We start from the raw sequence: 16,639 nt of genomic DNA, 5'->3' as shown, positions 1-16,639 counted from the left end.
CTCCCTTATCATCATTTCAAAGAATTATAAAACAAAGCCTTCAATTCCTCAAAGCAATATTGCCCATCACAAAAAATCTCAAATGCAAAAAAAGCTTGATAAAGCAACATTTCTAATCCATCCATTCCTTGACTTGACAAACCAAGAAAAGCTGTCTTTGGACGAGATAAGAAAAAATCCCTAAATTGATCAATGCCAACAATCCCCTTTTGAGAAGGATAGATCACATCAAAAACATATTTTGCTTTAGACACCAAAGATTGAAGCTTTTCTTGCTGATAAGGAAGAGATTTTCCATCCAGCCCAACACTTGTTGTATGTACCAAAAGATCGACTTCTTTTACTTCCAATGTTTCCAAAACCCCTATTCCCCTAGAGAGAAAAAAATCTACCTTTGAAGGCGTCCGATTATAAATCATTGTATCCACACCTTGTTTTTTTAGCATCATTGCAATTGCGCGAGCGCTCCCACCAGCACCCAAAACCAGTGCTGTTTTCAACTCAAGATTCTTAATACACTCCCAAAACCCAAGACCATCTGTATTGAATCCACAAAGCTTCTGATTTCTACACAACACCGTATTGACTGCTTCAACTTCTTGGGCAAATCCCCTAACCTCATCGCATAAACCAAAAACTTCCTCTTTGTAAGGAAGAGTGATATTTGCCCCGCTTAAAGATTGAAGAGTTGATGCAAGAAGAGAGGGAGAGGGAATATCAAACTTATCATAGTGGGCAGAAATCCCCAAATAAGAAAATAAAAAATTATGGATTAAAGGCGAAAGAGAATGATGAATAGGGGATCCAATAACTCCAAAATACCTCATTTTTCTCTCCCCAAAAACCTAAGCATCACCCATCCAGTATCAATGCGTGCCCAGCCATTTCTAACTTCCCAAACAGACACTCTTTCAAATTGAGGTATTGTTTTTATAATCTCAGATTTAATATTTGGTTCTTGGCGAACATTTAAAGCTTTTACAGAAACACTATAAAGATTTTCAGATCCGACTTCATTTGATTTGGCCTGATGAGAGCCATCAATAGACCTACTAGAATCTAGGGACAAAAACTTCCAATGCACTTGAGCGCTCAAACTCAAATAAAAAACCACATAAACAACAACCCCCATTAAAACAGAACACAAAGGAAGCAAATACAGGCGACAAAAAACCAAAACTCTTCTCATATCAAATACAAAAGGCATACACCATTCCTTACACAAAAGAATTCTGTAAAAAAGCAAAAAATATGCTCTTTGATTAATCAAAAATCAATGTCTAGCCCATATCCCCACATCCCCATCCTTTGTAAAATAAAATACGCGATAAGATTCCCTATAGCTCCCCTGCTCCATTCCTGGGCTTCCAATTGGCATACCAGGGACACTCAGCCCAATCACTCCAGAAGGTTTTTCTTGCAATAATCGCTGAATATCTTGAGCAGGAATATGGCCCTCTAAAAAGTACCCATCTACAACTGCAGTATGGCAACTTCTAAAATCTTGAGGCAAATTATATTTTGCCTTGACCTCCAACCACTTTTGGACATCTTTAATATCTTTAACTTCAAATCCATTTTCTCTTAAGTGCTTTGACCAAAGCCCGCAACACCCTCAACCTGGACTTGAATAAACATAGACTTTGGGCGCACCAAATGCAAGAACACAACCCAAACACAGAGCAATCAAATATTTCATCTTTTCCCTCATACTTAAAATAAAATGCGAAAGGTATCACAAATTAAACACGCACAATTAAACTTGCAGGCAATCCAAATTTTCTAATCATTTCTTCTTCTTTTTGACGATGCTCTCCGCTATCCACCTCATGATCAAATCCCAAAAGATGCAAAAAACCATGGATAAACAAAAGCTGAAGCTCCTCTTCAATACTATGTCCAAATTCTTTGGCCTTTTGTTTAATTAGCGATGCACTCATTACAATACTCCCCAAAGGCAAATTTGGGACTACAGCATCACAGGGAAATGAAAGCACATCAGTCAATTCATTCTTTTGACGAAAATCACGATTAAGCTCAATCATCTCATTATCATTTAGCACATAAACTTCCACAAGGGACTCACTCATCCCCTCAATTAATCTTTCAAGTCCCAATTCACCAAATTCTAGATCACTTTGATTCTCAAAATAAACCATACTCTCAAACCCTATCATTATTGATATAATTTTTTCTTTTCTCAAAAGTCTATCACAGGGGTTTTTGCAATGGTTGATTATGGAATAAATTTTTGGTCAAACAATGATTTTATTATTGAAGATGGGGTTGTCAAAATCGGCACACAGACCAAGCCTGCACTCATTGATATCGTCAAAGACATACGCGATCAAGGCTATCGTGGCCCTCTTTTGCTACGCTTCCCTCATTTGATTAAGAATCAAATTGATAAAATTTTTAATTGTTTTGAGCACTCAATTAAGGAGTACAACTACAAAGGGGCATTTAAAGCGGTTTTTCCCCTCAAAGTTAATCAAATGCCAAACTTTGTCCTTCCTTTAGTTGAACTTAGTCAAGATCGTTGCTATGGACTTGAGGCTGGAAGCAAAGCCGAATTAATCTTGGCAATGGCTTATACTAATAAAAACTCCCCCATTACAGTCAATGGTTTTAAAGACAAAGAAATGATTTCTCTAGGATTTATTGCTGCAAATATGGGGCACGAGATCACCCTAACAATCGAAGGACTCAATGAGCTTGAAACCATTATCGAAGTAGCCAAAGACTTCAATCCCCCCTATCCCAATATTGGATTGCGAATCCGCCTACATAGCACAGGAATTGGCGTGTGGGCCAAAAGTGGCGGGATCAATTCAAAATTTGGTCTCAATAGCACAGAACTTTTGGAAGCCATTGCTTTGCTTGAAAAACACAATCTTCTAAGCCACTTCACAATGATTCATTTCCATATCGGAAGCCAAATCAGTGATATATCTCCACTCAAAAAAGCCATCAGAGAAGCGGGCAACATTTATGCAGAACTTCGCAAAATGGGAGCAAAAAATCTCAAATGTGTCAATATTGGCGGAGGGCTTGCTGTAGAGTACACTCAACATCCCGGAATCAATCATCGCAACTACACTTTAAGTGAATTTAGCGGAGATGTTGTATTTTCTTTGCGTGAAATTGTTAAAAACAAAAAAGAGCCCGAACCCGATATTTATATCGAATCAGGGCGTTTTATTGCAGCCTCTCATGCCGTATTGATTGCCCCTGTTTTAGAGCTCTTCTCGCAGGAGTTTGATGAAAAAGCCCTGAAACTTAAAGACAAAAACCCTCCACTTATTGAAGAGCTCAACGATCTTTATAAAAGCATCAATGAAAAAAATGCTATTGAGTATTTGCACGATAGCCTTGATCATATGGAATCTCTTTTGACGCTCTTTGATCTAGGATATATCGACTTGCAAGATCGAAGCAATACAGAGGTCTTAGTCCATCTTCTAATCAAGAAAGTCATCAAAACGCTCAAACACAAAAATCACAATGAGATTTTAAGAATCCAAGAACAAGTCCAAGAGCGTTATTTGCTCAATTGTTCTTTTTTCCAAAGCCTGCCTGATTATTGGGGGCTTGGACAAACTTTCCCTGTTATGCCCCTAGATCGCCTCAATAAACGCCCAAATCGAAGTGCAAGCTTATGGGATATCACTTGTGATAGTGATGGAGAGATTGCTTTTGATAGCTCAAAACCCCTATTTTTACATGATGTAGATGTCACTAAAGAGGATTATTTCTTAGGATTTTTTCTAGTAGGAGCCTATCAAGAAGTGCTTGGAATGCGACACAATCTTTTCACTCATCCTACAGAATTTAGCGTCGTGCTTGATCCTGATCTCAATAAAGGCTATGAGATTACCAATATTTTAGAGGCTCAAACAATTCTTGATGCACTTGATGATATTGATTATGACACTAAAGAAATCGAGCGTCGCTTAAAGCTCAGAATCGAAGAACGAGAAGATCTCAATGAAGAAAGCAAAAAAGATCTTCTAGGACGCCTCTATGTCATGTTGAGCGAAAATGTGTATCTCAAAACAATTACCCCCTTAGAATAAAAGGAACAAGATGCAAATTGGCTTTTATCGTGATGCTCTCATCGGAGACAATCTTGTCTCTATCCCAGCAATGTATGCTATCAAGGCCCTTTATCCGCAATGCACTTTAATTGTTTATACCAATTCAATTGGAATGGAACTTTATGAGCAATATGATTTTATTGATGTCTTATTTAATATGCAAACACAATCAAAAGAAGTCATCAAAGCACACATCAATTCTTATAAATTTGATTTTTTTATCTTGACACAAGCCAATCGTTGGAGATGCAAACTCATCAATCAAACCAATGCCAAGGTGGTTATTTCTCTTTTGAGCTTAGGAAGTATTTTTAAAACCAAATTCCGCACTCTTTTTATCTCAAGAAACTTTAGCTCACTCTCTCAACACCAAAGAATGCTTAGACTAGTCAGAGAGATCAACCCCAAAGTGTTTGATTCTCAAATTCACTCAATTGATTTTTCTCCTACAATCTTGCGCACCAAACCTTCAAACAAGGCCTATATTGATGCCTTTCTCACTCCCTATCGCTCCTATTCTAAGTTTGTAATGATCAATCCCTTTTCGCGCACCTGTTCTCATAATCTCACACTTCAAGGATGGCTCAAACTCTCCCAAACTCTAGCTTCACTCTATCCTCACATCCTTTTCATTCTTCCAACTTATGAAGGCAATCCAATTCATCTCAAGCTCCCATACTCTCTCCCCAATCTTGTTGTTTTCAAAAATAATTCAGATTTATTTAACCTTATTGAACTTATCTCTAGACTCTCATTGCTCATCTCTCCAAGCACAGGGAATGCGCACATTGCCAATAATCTACACATCCCTCTTTTGGGACTTTTTAGCCAAAGGGACAGAATCCTTTGGAGGGGAGAAAATATGCTTTTAGAAAATCTAATCCCCATTCCTTATAAAAAAGAAAAAATGAGCAAGGATTGTGAAGATAAACTGATTGAAGAAACTATTCGAATATTTGGGAGATTGTTGCAGTGAAAATTGGTTTTTATATTGATGCAAGGATTGGAGATAGTGTTGTAGCAATCCCTGCTATTCGCGCTATAAAACAAGCTTATCCTTCATGCTTTCTTTGCATTTTTACCAATGAAATTGGCCTCAACCTTTATCAAGGCCTCCCATAGATTGAGCAAATACTTCCCTATCAAAACCCTGCGCAAGTCTCTCATTTTAATCTAGATTATCTCATCTCAAGCAATTGCGATAAACGCACCATTTCAATGCTTAAACAGAGCAATGCCAAAAAAATCATCACCTATCTTAAACTCTATAATCTTTTTGATTTCAGAATCAAATCCACCTTTATCTCTTATAAAGCTAAACCCCAAAGCGAAAAACAAAATCTTCTTGATCTTATTCAGCTGATCTTACCATCCCCAAAACTCAAGCTTTCAGACATCCAAGATTACAAACTCCAAACCCTTCCCAAACACAAAGAACGCATCGACTCTTTTCTTGCACCCCTTGCAAAAGATCAAAAATCAATCGTAATGCTCAATCCCTTTGGCTTTGCAGCAAAAAACAATCTCACCTTGCAAGAATATGAACAGATCACACTTCACTTAGTACAACAACACAACATCATCTTGCCCACCTTTGAGAATCGCTCAACGCTTATTTACAAAACTTTTTCCCAAGAGTTGATTGACCATCCTAATTTTTTTATCTTTGAAAACAATTCAGATCTTCTTAATCTTGTAGAACTCATTACAAGAATGAATTTAGTTATCTCCCCAAGCACAGGAAATATCCATATTGCAGACAATCTTGGCATTCCAAGTATTGGTTTATTTTCACATAAAGATACAATCAAATGGGGAGGAGATCAAATGCACTATGTGATTTTGGACCAAATTTCTTCCCATCAAGCCATTACAGATACAATCCACATATCCCAACAGCTCTTACAATCTCACTAAGAACAGCAACACTGCTTTTTGTGGCAACAAATTTGAATGGGAGATTTTTTGATCGCCCTATAGTGCTTCAGTGAAAAATCGCATCCAAAGAGTTTTTCAAACTTCATTAAAATGCGATGCCTTTTTTCTCTTGAAGTAAGCTTGTGGCGAGGATTTGCCTCAAAAAGCTGATGGACAGAAAAATGATCTGTGTTTTCTTCTAGCCATTTGTGTGCTACCTGAGGATGCGTCCCGTTAAATAAATGCAAAACTTGAGAATCAATCTCTCTGTAATGATATGTATTGGGACGATGCTTCCAATATTTGGCGACCTTGCTGTGTTTGAGTGTCATTTTTTCTTCGCTTCTAACCCAACCATAATGATAAATAGTCGCATTGATTAAAACTGCTTGAGGATAACGCCCCTTTTTATTGCTCTCATCTAAAACAACCCAAAAAAGTCCATCAGGGGCATAGCTCCTCACACTTGTTTTGATTGCCCTCACTTCAGAGCGATACCATGCAGGAGAAGAAGCATAAGTATGAGCATTGCCATAAAAATGACGATACGAAAAAGCCAAAGCCTCCACTTCAGGATCATTCAAATAAGCTTCCATCGCACTTTTGATGCGCTCCAAATCTTCCTCGTGTAAGACCTCATCAGCTTCCAAATAAAATGCCCAATCTCCACTGCATTGAAATTGTGCGATCATTTTTTGCTGTCCATAAACATATCCCTTGCTTATCATCTTCTCACACCAAGATGAAGTCAGCACTTTGATTTTTGGATGTTCTTTTTGCAAAGCCAACACTTGTTCCAATGTATCATCTTCACTCTCACCTACATTGACGATAAACTCATCAACCAAGGGCAAGATAGATAAAATAGATTCTCTAAAGGGGTACCCCAAGATATTTCCATTTTTCAAAAATGTAAAACCACTGATCTTCATCTTATGCCTTAATATCTAAAATATGATCGCTTACAAAACAAGTTTTTTCTTTTGCTTGCTCTTGTAAATGTCTTTTTTGACGATCTTGATCTTCTTGTCTTTGTCTTTTGGAATCTCTATCTGGATTGAGCGCCTCATTTTCTTCAAGCTTTTTGACTTCCTGCACTTCGCCCAATCTATTTTGAAAGTCTTGCATATTAGCAAGATGGGCAATATCGCCACGATGTTGAGCATGGGCTTGAGCACTTGCACCTATCTGCGCATTTTGATTGATATAAGTTAAATTTCCAATCGATGATACAGCCATAAATCCCTCCTAAAACCTCAAGGTTTTTTGCTTAGAATACAAAACATTTGCCCCTTCTATAATTTTGACAAATCGCCTTTGTGTATAATCGACTGAAATATTTTTATCCAAAATCCCATTCATCCCCAAGAGGATTTTTGCACTTTGCATAAGTATTTCTTCTCTTATATACGTCTTTCCACAATGGATAATCATATGCGAAGAGGGGATATTTTGAATATGCAACCAAAGATCATTAGCCTTTGCATCTTCAAGAAGCTTTTGATTCTCTTTGGCGTTTTTCCCAATAGAGACCTTAATCCCATCAATGAAAAAACTTTCATAGTCTTTTTTATCTTTTTCTCTATGCCTATGCTTTTTTTGAAGAAAGACTTGCAAATCACATTCTTGCTCAATACTCTGAATATAGGCAATTTCTCTTTTTAAAAACGCAATCTTAGAATCTAGAAATTCTTTTTGGATTGAAAGATTTTTAAGCTTTTGCTTAAGCTTTTTGCTTTGTGCAAAACAAAAATTTCCGCCTTGAGCAAATGATTTAATTCTAGAGGGCAATTCGATCTTAATCTCCCTATGCTCATAATCTTGCAACACAAAAGAATGTGAAAAATGCTTAGGAAGAGGAGAGGAAAAAATCAACTCCCCCCACAAAGCATAAGTTCGTGCCTGATCTTGCAGATCATAAGGATCGGGCAATTGCTTTATCAACAAAACAAGATCATCTATTTTTTTCTTTCTTTGAGAGATGAGAAGTTGTTTTTTTTGCGCAATCCTTGATTGCATTCTTTCTGCATATGCCTCCATCAGCAACAAATCCAATTCTTCATTGGTAATAGGCTTATGATTGGGATAATCTTGAATGGGTTGAGGAAGAGGTGAAAATGGCTTATTGGGTTTAATCACCCTTGAACTTTTGCTCTCACCTATATGTCGCAGTGCTTCTAAAACTCTCTGATTCTGATCAATCAAAATAACATTTGTGTGTCGCCCAGTAAATTCAAAATGCAAAGCATATGGGTTTTGCTTATATCCAGCACAATGCAAAAACTCAACAATTAAAATGCGATTTTTTCCATCAACGCGACAGCCCATCAGCTTGGCCCTTGAGCAATATCGAGTGAGTGCTAAATCAAATGGAGAATGATAGGGATTTCCTAAAATTCTTTCTTTTGTTTGAAAAATAGAACTTTTAGACTTGCTCATATCCAAATAAAACTCATCAAAATCCAAAGTCAATCGCAACAAATTATCATCAATGCGACGCAGGCTAAAAATCATTTCATATTGCCCAAATCTTTGAGCAATGGCCTCCAAAAGCTCTAATTTCACTGCGCCTCTACCTTCTTGCGAGCAAACTCTAGCGCTTCTTGAGTTAAATGCGCTCCACTAATCATACGCGCGATTTCCCTGATTCTACCTTCGCGATCAAGCTCTTGCATTTTGCTTCCTTCATTAGTTTTTTGGACTACAAAATGCGCATTGGCAACAGAGGGCAGATGAGGTTGGTGAGAGATAGCAAACACTTGATAGGACAAAGAAAGCTTTTTGAGTACTTTGGCCACTCCTTCACTCTCCTCCCCACTCAAATTTGCATCAATTTCATCTAGCAACAAAATCCCCATATTTTTTTTATTTTGTAAAGCCAAAATAGCAAGCCTTAAACGATTGTATTCCCCAGAACTAAGAGTATGGACCAAAGAAGATCCCAATCTAACCTCAAGATAATCTCTCCCAAGCTGATGCATTGCGCTCTCTTGAAGAGAAAAATTGACGCAAGAAAGCAAGAGCAAAGATGCATATTGCTTAATCTCTTCTTCAAAAAGCCTCAAATGTTGGCTTCTTTTTTCAGAAAGACTACAAGCAAGTTCTTGAAGAGTTTTTTGAATCTGATTAAGTTGAGATTCAAGCTCTTTTTGATTATCCTCAATGGTTTCATAGCTTGCTAGTTTATTTTTCTGCTCTTCCAAATATTCCAAAGCCTCATCAATTCCTCCATAACGAGAAATCAAAGAAGACAATTTTGATAATCGATCTAAAACCTCTTCGGGGTTTTGCTCCTCAAGCTCTGCAAGTTTTTGCATTTCACTCTCAACTTTGGCATCAAGCTCCAAAATCATCTCATCAAATCCCTCAACTCTCTCTTCCAAGGCCTCCAAAAAAACACTAATCTTCCTTGCTTGCTCTAAGGCTACCAATGCCTCTGCTCCAAGGCTTTGCAATTTTTCTCTTTTTGAAAGCATTTTTTTATATTCTAAAAGCTCCTCATACTCTCCAGCACGCGGATTGATGCTTGAGATTCTCTCAATTTCAAATCGTGCAAATTCCTTGAGCTCTACAAGCCTCTGCGCATCTTCTCTTAAGCGTTGGAGCTGAGCTTGAAGAGCCTGGGAGTACAAAAACTGCTCTTGATAAAGCTTTAGATTCTGGTGATGATGAGGATCTGCAATCATATCATCAAGCAATGTGAGCAAAAATGCACTCTCTAATTCATTGGAATTTTTATGGCTAAGAAATTTTGCATAAGGGGAAAAGATTTCACTTAAACGCTTTTTTGATGTGCTTTGATGGTTGATAAAATAGCGCGTTTTTTCTTTTTTGAGAATCTGGATATTTAACTCTTCTTCACTTAAATATTCAAAAAGCTCTATATCTCCCTCCAAAAACCCCTCAATCACACTTGCATTGCTTTCTTTGTGTCCAAAAAGAGCCAAAAGAGAGGCAAAAAATACAGATTTTCCCGCCCCGCTTGATCCGCTAATCACATTCAACCCTTGATGAAAACACAGATCTAGATTCTCAAAACTCGGCGAATCTTTAATGAGAATTTGCTGAATATGCATTCCTAATCTCCCCAATTAAATTTTTCACGTAGCAAGGCAAAATAATCCCAATCATTTGGATAGACCAATTGAGCGACCTCCCCCTCATCACAAATTTCAAGACGCGATCCTTTGGGAAAATGAAAAACTTTTTGCCCATCAATAATGATTTGAGAATCTTGCCCAACATCAAATTCCAAAACCATCTCAGATCCCACAATCATTGGACGTTGTGTTAAAGAGTGAGGAGCCAAAGGTGTGAGCAAAATATTTTTACAATACGGATAGACAACGCTTCCTCCTGCAGAAATATTATAAGCTGTTGATCCTGTAGGTGTTGCGACAATTAAGCCATCGCAACGATAATGATTGAGTTGCTTGCCTTGAATTTTTGCACTGATTTCAATCAATGATGGAAAAATTTTTTTAGAAATCAACACCTCATTAAGCGCACATGCGATTTTCCTCCCATCCAAATAAACAGAAAGAATAGAGTGTGTATAAATTTGATACTTTCCCTCAAACAAACAAGGCAAAAATGCAGACATACTCTCCAAAGACACGCTAGTCAAAAACCCCAAATGACCCGCATTGATTCCTAAAATTGGCAATGATGGGATTTTGTGAAAAGTCGAAATCAAAGTTCCATCCCCCCCAAGAGATAAAAGAATCTGGCACCGCTTTTGAATCTCTTGCAAACCAATCCCCTCTTTCCCATAAGAATTCCCCTCTTCATAATATAAAGAAACTTTGTGTGCCTGACATATCTCTTCTAGAGATTGCAGTATCTCCCCCATTTTATAAACATCATTTCGTAAAAAAACCCCAAGACTCTTCAAGTCTTTGCCCTATTCAACATAGTAAGCACGCACTGCAAACCCACGCTTTTGTGGTTGCTGCAAGCTCAAACCTTCAAGTGTCACAACTTGCGGAAAATCCTTGCGTAATCGCTCAATCACATTTTTAGCGCGGAATGAAGCAAGCCCCTCTTGCTTAAGCTCTGGACTTCTTCCTGCATATTTTTTTTCATCAACAACCCCTATAACTTCCAAAACCAAAATACGCTTATCACTTTGAAGAAGTTGAGCTAGATTGCGATTGAGTTCATTGAAGCATTTTTGCGGGAGTTTCCAAGCACCAATCTTTGCATCATAGCATTCACTTACAAACTGGGCTTTTGGCTTGATTACATATTTCAAGCGTTGAGTTATATTTGATACCTCTCCCCTTAGCAAAGTATTCTCATCTTGCAAGACCTTGATCTGACTATTTTTAACCTTAATCTGCTCGACAAGCTTCTTAACCTCCGTGCTCTCCAAAACACTAGAATCTACCTCTTGATGCTTTAATTCTTGCTTAAAAATAAAAAAATAATAAGCAACCCCAGCAAGCGTTCCAAAGAGGATCAATACACTCATAAAACCTAGCAAAAATGTAAAAACTCCCCCTCTTTTTTTAGGAATTTGTCCTGATATATTTTCTGCTTCCATCACTTCTCCTTCAATTTAAGCTCGTGCAAATCCTATCAAATGCTTTTTGAATCTGAACAAAACGCTCTTGATAATTTTGAACTATTTCATTATCGGCACCAAAGACGTTATCTGGATGATATTTTTTAACCAAGCTGATGTATTTTTTTCTAATTTGAGAAAAACTCTCTCCCCTATAGGCATCTAACATTTGATAAGCCCATCCAAGCTGGGCATCTTCATTGGCACAAGCTGGATTCTCAAAATCAATATGCAACACAACGTCATTTATTGTTTTTGCATATATGATCTTCATCAAAAACTCCCAAAATCCCTCCCTTGAAGCATCAAGAAGAAGTCTTTGAGAATCAAAAAAATACCCACTAAACAAATCCCTAATCCAACTCTTTGCCCTTTGATCTGTTTGGGTTGGCGTCAGTTCAATCAGTCTGGCATCAACAACTCGCGCCCGCACATCAATGCGATACAAAAAAGATTGAGGGGGGATGATTTTGATTTGGATTGGTAAATAAGCATGGCTTAATATTATTTGATTGATTGGCATTTCTTGCAAATGGAATAACCAATTCAAAAAGTAGCGTTTTTTCAACACTTTTTGGCTATCTAAAATCAAAACTTCATTGGAAACATAATGTGTTTTAAAATTTCTTTGCGCATTGGACAAAATCCTCTCTAGCTCAACACAATCTTTCTTAATCGCAATTTGCAAAAAACCCGAATTGATTCCAAAATACACCAAAAACTCTCTTCTTTTGCTTAAAATCTTTCGTTATTTTAGATTATTTTCTTTTTTAGAATCTCCAAAATAGAAAGGATTACATGGAAAATCTTTCTTTGGCACTGCTAGGTATTCTCTCAGGGATCGCATCAGCACTTTTTGGAATCGGTGGAGGCACAATCATCGTTCCAACTCTCCTGCTTGCCAAATTTGACATCACAAGCGCTATTGGCATCTCTATCTTTCAGATGATTTTTGCAAGTTTTTTTGGCTCTTATCTTAATTACCGAAAACAACTAATCTCTGTTGATCTTGGGATTGCCCTTGGAATAGGAGGCCTCATAGGCTCAAGCCTGAGCGGAATTATTCTCTCTATAGCATCAGATTTTATCTTGCACATATCCTTTTTGGGCTTTACGCTCGCCTCTTTTATCAAGTATTTTTTCTTCCCCAAACAACACTATGCAAGCAAACCTTTTTGTGCTCTTCGCACATATCCTCTTTTGGCCCTCTTTGGGTGCATTGTAGGAATCTTCTCTTCAAGTTTGGGGGTCGGAGGGGGACTTCTTTTGGCTCCATTACTGGGAACCTATTTGGGACTAAACTCCAAAGAAGTTGTTCCTTTGGCACTATTTTTTATTTGTTTTTCTTCCTTATCTGGAGCAACAAGCCTTTATCTGGCAGGCTTTCTGCATCTTCAAAATGGAATCATCGTCGGATTCTTTTCTATGATAGGAGTTTATTTTGGAGTTTGTCTTATGCAAAAAATCCAGCCCAACCTTCATAAAAAAATTCTTTTTGGAATCTATATTTTTTCAATCAGCTCCACTTTGTTTAAGATTTTTTAGATTCCAAATTGTCCGATTAGTGTAGCGCAGAGGAAGCGAAGAGAGCGGAGAAATATACTCAATCACCACATCTAAGATGCAAACATCATTTTTGCAATGATGGACAAATGACTGCATTTGATAGCCATTGAGCTCAAAAGAAAGCTCTTGGCACTGTTTAAGGTCATATTGTCTAAGGCATGCTTTGGTCAATTGAGACAAATCATTTGCAAACATTTCCATCTGCATCTCTATATGACAAGAAATCCCCTGATGCTGATCTCTTCCAACTCTTGAAAAATACTTACCCACAGCAAGGGCAATAAAAACCAACAAAACAAAAACATAAAAAGAATAAAAAGCTCTAGAATTCATAAACTATTTCATTTTGTAAGAATTCTTTACTCATGCAAAAAACTTGACAAATTTGGATTTTATACTTATCTCCCTGCCTAGAGAATTCAAACTTTTTAACCCCTTCTAATAAAATCTCCTGATCTACATATAGCCCATCTCCCCTCAAAACAACTCTCCTCTTCTCTCCAAGTGGAACTGCAATCCTGCATCCCACTTTCTGATCCAAGATCAGCCACTGCTTTTCTTCTCTTATCACCCTAGCAATCTTTACAGAATCTGAAGAAAAAAGACCAAAATATTTTATATCGCCCCACCTTGGAATTCTCTCAGAATCGCAAAAATCATAAGCTGGAGAAAAAGATGAGGAGAAGAAAACCAAGCGATTGACTTCGTAGTATGTTATTTGATCTTTGGAGCTAGATTCTATGATGGCATATTGCAAGGCCTTTTGCAGATACGCTATAGCATTGGCAAGGCTTGATCTGCTTCTTTGCATCTCATCATAAACATGCAAATCTTTTTGAATTTGCAACATTAATTTAGAACACACCAAAATCAAAAGCGAGAAAACCATAAGAGCAAACAGAGATTCTAAAATCCCAAAAGCTCTTCTCATTGTTTTATTTTAAAAGAAAAAAATATCTCTCCCTTTTCTTGAAGCATTTGATGCGTGACTTCAAAGACAAGTCCAGAACTTTCCAAAAGAAGAGAGTTTTGAGAAAGAATTTTTGTAGGATAGATCAATTCTTGATTGGCTAAAGGAAGCTTAGGATATGAAACATAGCTTCCAAATAAACTAAGCGCAAATCCTACAAATACCAAACAAACAACAGCCTCCAACAAAACAAATCCATTAGAGGGCAAAAATCTCTCCCTCAAAGAAAATCTTTTTCATCTCTTTATTGCGTTCATATGTGACAACAAGAAGGGTTTTGTATCTTCCTTTGTGCTCAATCATCAATTTTTTAGAATCAGATTGCGAGAAATCTCCCAAATCTATTCTTGGCTGTTGATAATTAATCCTTTCTAGATAAAGATGTGCCTGAAATTGATCGGGGAGCTGACCTTGGGTAATTAACCTAAGATTATATTCTTTTGCTTTTTCTATTTTCACAGCATCGCGAGTCTTAGTCTGAAAATAAGGAGGCAAAAGCTCCAATCTGGCATTTTTCTCATTCTCAAAATCCAAATAAATCTGACAATTTTTCAAAAACCATCTCTGCTCTTTGAGTATTGCATTGATCTCATAATCAACTTGTTTTTTGGAAGAAAAATAAGAATCATCATCTATGGCAGGATTTTTTAAAGCAATCACAATACTAATCACAATACAGCAAACCAAAATTCCCAAAAAACCAAAAAGCAATAAAGGGGCTTTTGTATTTTTCATCTTTTATTCCTTGTCACATAAATCAATCCAAGAAGTCCAAACATAATACCCAACATGACATAAACCAAATAATGCACATAGTCCTGTACTCCACTCCGATCCACAATCAAATTTTCCTCGAGCACAACACCAAAATGCGACGCAATTTCATCGGCAAGCTGGGCATAACCATTTAGAATAGCTGCAGAAATTTTTGAAGAATTCATTTCTTTGTCTTGTGTTAGGATCGGAACCATAAAGCGAGAAATAATTTCTCCACGATCAATCCCCAAATCCGGATTCATAACAATATCAATCTTGCGACTCTCTTTGAAAAAGAAAATCACTCCATAAGGAGAAGCTAGTGAATCTAAAAAAGATTTTTTCCACAAACTTCTTTCTTCTTTTGAAGTCTCCCCAATGGCATCAACAGCAACAACATAGAGAGAGAATCCTGTTTTTTGCTTTAGTTCAGAAGAAAGCTTCTGGACAAAATCTTGACTTTTATCGACAATAAGACCATTGGGGTTATAAAGAACAAAATGACTTTTTGCAAAAAGAAGAGTATGAAAGCTAGCCATAAAGACTAGCCACACAATTTGTTTCATCAATTCAATGTCAAAAGAAAATCAGGAATAAAGGGCAATGAAATTGCCATCACAATCAAAGCCAAAACTAGACCAAATAAAATTTTTTCCAAAGGTGTTGCTTTCATTTTTGCTCCTTTTTTTGCAATTGATAGAATTGCTTATTATCAGGATTCTTGGGTTGAATCGCCTGAAAATCCAAAGTGTAAAATTGAGTTGCTTGACTTCTTTGTGTTTTCAAAGCTTGAGATCCAAGTCCAAAAACTACACCTAACAACACCAAAACCAACAACAAAAGTCCCAAGATTCCATTTAATCCAAACATTTTATCCACAACACTCTCCTTAATTGAGATCTTCTAAAGATTCAATATAGGCTGATAAGGCCTTGATTTGAACTTCATTAAATTGAGCAAACTTAAAAGAAGGCATACGACCAATTTCCCCATGCTTTCCATTCTCTAAAACATAAGATAGAAATTTGCTTGTCCCATAAGTACTCAAATCCGGAGCGCTTCCATCCATCCCCTTTCCATCTTCACCATGGCAAGCTGTACATCCAGCAGTATTGAACACCTCTTTTCCTTTTGCAACATCTGCGGGATATTTTGTATTTTTAACCTCAGAGATTTCACCCATAACATATGCAGCAACAGCTTTTGCATCCGCCTCGCTTAGTTCCACAGGAGGCATTTCACCAAGAGGAAACCCTAAGCCCTTTGATCCATATTTAATTGTATGCAAAATCCCCTCTTCTTTACCCCAGTGTGTCAAATTTTGTGCTTTACCTTGCATTCCATCTGCAGTTACACCATGACACTGAGAGCATTGCACCAAAAACATGCTCTCTCCCATTGCTACAAGATCATTTTGAGATAGGTTTTCCCATTTCTTCTGATACTTCTCATTATAAGCCGCTACTTCTTGATTGTATTGACCAATTTGTGAAAACGAATTAAGTGGATACCCAACAAAGATGTACCAAAATCCCCATATCATCACAAACATAAAGCAAATTCCCCAACCAAAAGGAACATTGTTTTTGAACTTACCAATTCCGTCCCACTCTTCTCCAGAAAGCTCCCCTTTTGGATTTGATGTTTTCATTTTATTAATATAAAAATTGCTTACAAATGCAGTCAAACCCAAAATCACAACCGCGCCAATCGCCGAAATCAGATTAATCGGATCGCTCAAATTAAACCATTGCATTTCACTTCTCC

At 37.2% G+C, this 16,639-nt stretch carries 23 protein-coding genes; 5 read left to right on the top strand and 18 right to left on the bottom strand.

Annotated elements, in window-relative coordinates:
* Positions 1-11: 11 nt before the first annotated feature.
* The 4 genes from LW137_RS02370 to ybeY all read right to left on the bottom strand — a co-directional run bounded on the left by LW137_RS02370 (position 12) and on the right by ybeY (position 2,159).
* Positions 12-827, bottom strand: coding sequence for a shikimate dehydrogenase (locus tag LW137_RS02370; protein WP_233032840.1), 816 nt, complete (start codon positions 825-827; stop codon positions 12-14).
* Complete coding sequence (locus tag LW137_RS02365; RefSeq protein WP_233032838.1) at positions 824-1,207, bottom strand: SH3 domain-containing protein; 384 nt, start codon at positions 1,205-1,207, stop codon at positions 824-826. Before LW137_RS02365 ends, LW137_RS02370 begins: the two co-directional genes overlap by 4 nt.
* A 66-nt stretch (positions 1,208-1,273) precedes the next feature.
* Entirely contained in the window at positions 1,274-1,537 is a 264-nt protein-coding gene (locus tag LW137_RS02360) for a DUF411 domain-containing protein (RefSeq protein ID WP_233032836.1), read from the bottom strand.
* Between the two features lie 205 nt (positions 1,538-1,742).
* Positions 1,743-2,159 (bottom strand): rRNA maturation RNase YbeY, encoded by a 417-nt coding sequence (ybeY, locus tag LW137_RS02355; RefSeq protein ID WP_233033155.1) that lies wholly within the window; start codon positions 2,157-2,159, stop codon positions 1,743-1,745.
* A 69-nt stretch (positions 2,160-2,228) separates the two neighbouring features.
* Here ybeY and speA point away from each other — a divergent pair, with 69 nt between their 5' ends.
* From speA to LW137_RS02335, 4 genes are all read left to right on the top strand, one after another.
* Complete coding sequence (gene speA, locus LW137_RS02350) at positions 2,229-4,076, top strand: arginine decarboxylase (RefSeq protein WP_233032835.1); 1,848 nt, start codon at positions 2,229-2,231, stop codon at positions 4,074-4,076.
* 10 nt (positions 4,077-4,086) lie between these two features.
* Positions 4,087-5,073 (top strand): glycosyltransferase family 9 protein, encoded by a 987-nt coding sequence (locus LW137_RS02345; protein WP_233032833.1) that lies wholly within the window; start codon positions 4,087-4,089, stop codon positions 5,071-5,073.
* Positions 5,070-5,219, top strand: coding sequence for a hypothetical protein (locus LW137_RS02340; protein ID WP_233032831.1), 150 nt, complete (start codon positions 5,070-5,072; stop codon positions 5,217-5,219). The genes LW137_RS02345 and LW137_RS02340 overlap by 4 nt, the downstream gene beginning before the upstream one ends.
* 96 nt (positions 5,220-5,315) lie before the next feature.
* Positions 5,316-6,014: a glycosyltransferase family 9 protein gene (locus LW137_RS02335; protein WP_233032830.1), complete on the top strand. Its 699-nt coding sequence runs from the start codon at positions 5,316-5,318 to the stop codon at positions 6,012-6,014.
* On the opposite strand, the gene LW137_RS02330 is transcribed toward LW137_RS02335, so the two are convergent.
* The 7 genes from LW137_RS02330 to LW137_RS07225 are packed head-to-tail and all read right to left on the bottom strand — an operon-like array spanning position 6,011 to position 12,295.
* Positions 6,011-6,946: a glycosyltransferase family 2 protein gene (locus LW137_RS02330; protein ID WP_233032828.1), complete on the bottom strand. Its 936-nt coding sequence runs from the start codon at positions 6,944-6,946 to the stop codon at positions 6,011-6,013. The two genes, LW137_RS02335 and LW137_RS02330, sit on opposite strands and share 4 nt — an antisense overlap.
* A 1-nt stretch (position 6,947) precedes the next feature.
* Positions 6,948-7,253 (bottom strand): hypothetical protein, encoded by a 306-nt coding sequence (locus LW137_RS02325; RefSeq protein ID WP_233032827.1) that lies wholly within the window; start codon positions 7,251-7,253, stop codon positions 6,948-6,950.
* Between the two features lie 9 nt (positions 7,254-7,262).
* Positions 7,263-8,579, bottom strand: coding sequence for an NFACT family protein (locus tag LW137_RS02320; protein ID WP_233032826.1), 1,317 nt, complete (start codon positions 8,577-8,579; stop codon positions 7,263-7,265).
* Entirely contained in the window at positions 8,576-10,090 is a 1,515-nt protein-coding gene (locus tag LW137_RS02315) for a DNA repair protein RecN (RefSeq protein WP_233032825.1), read from the bottom strand. The genes LW137_RS02320 and LW137_RS02315 overlap by 4 nt, the downstream gene beginning before the upstream one ends.
* A 2-nt stretch (positions 10,091-10,092) precedes the next feature.
* Positions 10,093-10,866: an NAD(+)/NADH kinase gene (locus LW137_RS02310; protein WP_233032824.1), complete on the bottom strand. Its 774-nt coding sequence runs from the start codon at positions 10,864-10,866 to the stop codon at positions 10,093-10,095.
* 51 nt (positions 10,867-10,917) lie between these two features.
* Positions 10,918-11,559: a hypothetical protein gene (locus LW137_RS02305; RefSeq protein ID WP_233032822.1), complete on the bottom strand. Its 642-nt coding sequence runs from the start codon at positions 11,557-11,559 to the stop codon at positions 10,918-10,920.
* Positions 11,560-11,569: 10 nt separating this feature from the next.
* A complete protein-coding gene (locus LW137_RS07225) occupies positions 11,570-12,295 on the bottom strand; it encodes a J domain-containing protein (RefSeq protein WP_233032821.1) in 726 nt (241 codons plus the stop codon).
* Positions 12,296-12,378: 83 nt separating this feature from the next.
* Here LW137_RS07225 and LW137_RS02295 point away from each other — a divergent pair, with 83 nt between their 5' ends.
* Positions 12,379-13,125: a sulfite exporter TauE/SafE family protein gene (locus tag LW137_RS02295; protein ID WP_233032820.1), complete on the top strand. Its 747-nt coding sequence runs from the start codon at positions 12,379-12,381 to the stop codon at positions 13,123-13,125.
* Here LW137_RS02295 and LW137_RS02290 read toward each other — a convergent pair.
* The 7 genes from LW137_RS02290 to ccoP form a co-directional block, all read right to left on the bottom strand.
* Entirely contained in the window at positions 13,093-13,479 is a 387-nt protein-coding gene (locus LW137_RS02290; protein WP_233032819.1) for a hypothetical protein, read from the bottom strand. The two genes, LW137_RS02295 and LW137_RS02290, sit on opposite strands and share 33 nt — an antisense overlap.
* On the bottom strand, positions 13,469-14,077 hold the full coding sequence (locus tag LW137_RS02285; protein ID WP_233032818.1) for a hypothetical protein: 609 nt from the start codon (positions 14,075-14,077) through the stop codon (positions 13,469-13,471). The genes LW137_RS02290 and LW137_RS02285 overlap by 11 nt, the downstream gene beginning before the upstream one ends.
* Entirely contained in the window at positions 14,074-14,325 is a 252-nt protein-coding gene (locus tag LW137_RS02280) for a hypothetical protein (RefSeq protein WP_233032817.1), read from the bottom strand. The genes LW137_RS02285 and LW137_RS02280 overlap by 4 nt, the downstream gene beginning before the upstream one ends.
* Positions 14,315-14,851, bottom strand: coding sequence for a hypothetical protein (locus LW137_RS02275; protein ID WP_233032816.1), 537 nt, complete (start codon positions 14,849-14,851; stop codon positions 14,315-14,317). The genes LW137_RS02280 and LW137_RS02275 overlap by 11 nt, the downstream gene beginning before the upstream one ends.
* Positions 14,848-15,438 carry a TPM domain-containing protein gene (locus tag LW137_RS02270; protein ID WP_233032815.1) on the bottom strand — a complete coding sequence of 197 codons (591 nt, stop codon included), beginning with the start codon at positions 15,436-15,438 and terminating at the stop codon, positions 14,848-14,850. Before LW137_RS02270 ends, LW137_RS02275 begins: the two co-directional genes overlap by 4 nt.
* Before the next feature lie 103 nt (positions 15,439-15,541).
* Positions 15,542-15,742: a DUF4006 family protein gene (locus LW137_RS02265; RefSeq protein ID WP_233033146.1), complete on the bottom strand. Its 201-nt coding sequence runs from the start codon at positions 15,740-15,742 to the stop codon at positions 15,542-15,544.
* 19 nt (positions 15,743-15,761) lie between these two features.
* Positions 15,762-16,628, bottom strand: coding sequence for a cytochrome-c oxidase, cbb3-type subunit III (gene ccoP / locus LW137_RS02260; protein ID WP_233032814.1), 867 nt, complete (start codon positions 16,626-16,628; stop codon positions 15,762-15,764).
* Positions 16,629-16,639: the final 11 nt, after the last annotated feature.

Source organism: Helicobacter kayseriensis, assembly GCF_021300655.1.
Classification (GTDB): Bacteria; Campylobacterota; Campylobacteria; order Campylobacterales; family Helicobacteraceae; genus Helicobacter_G; species Helicobacter_G kayseriensis.
The sequence above is the reverse complement of the archived record's forward strand: the minus strand, read 5'-3'. Positions and strand labels throughout refer to the sequence as shown.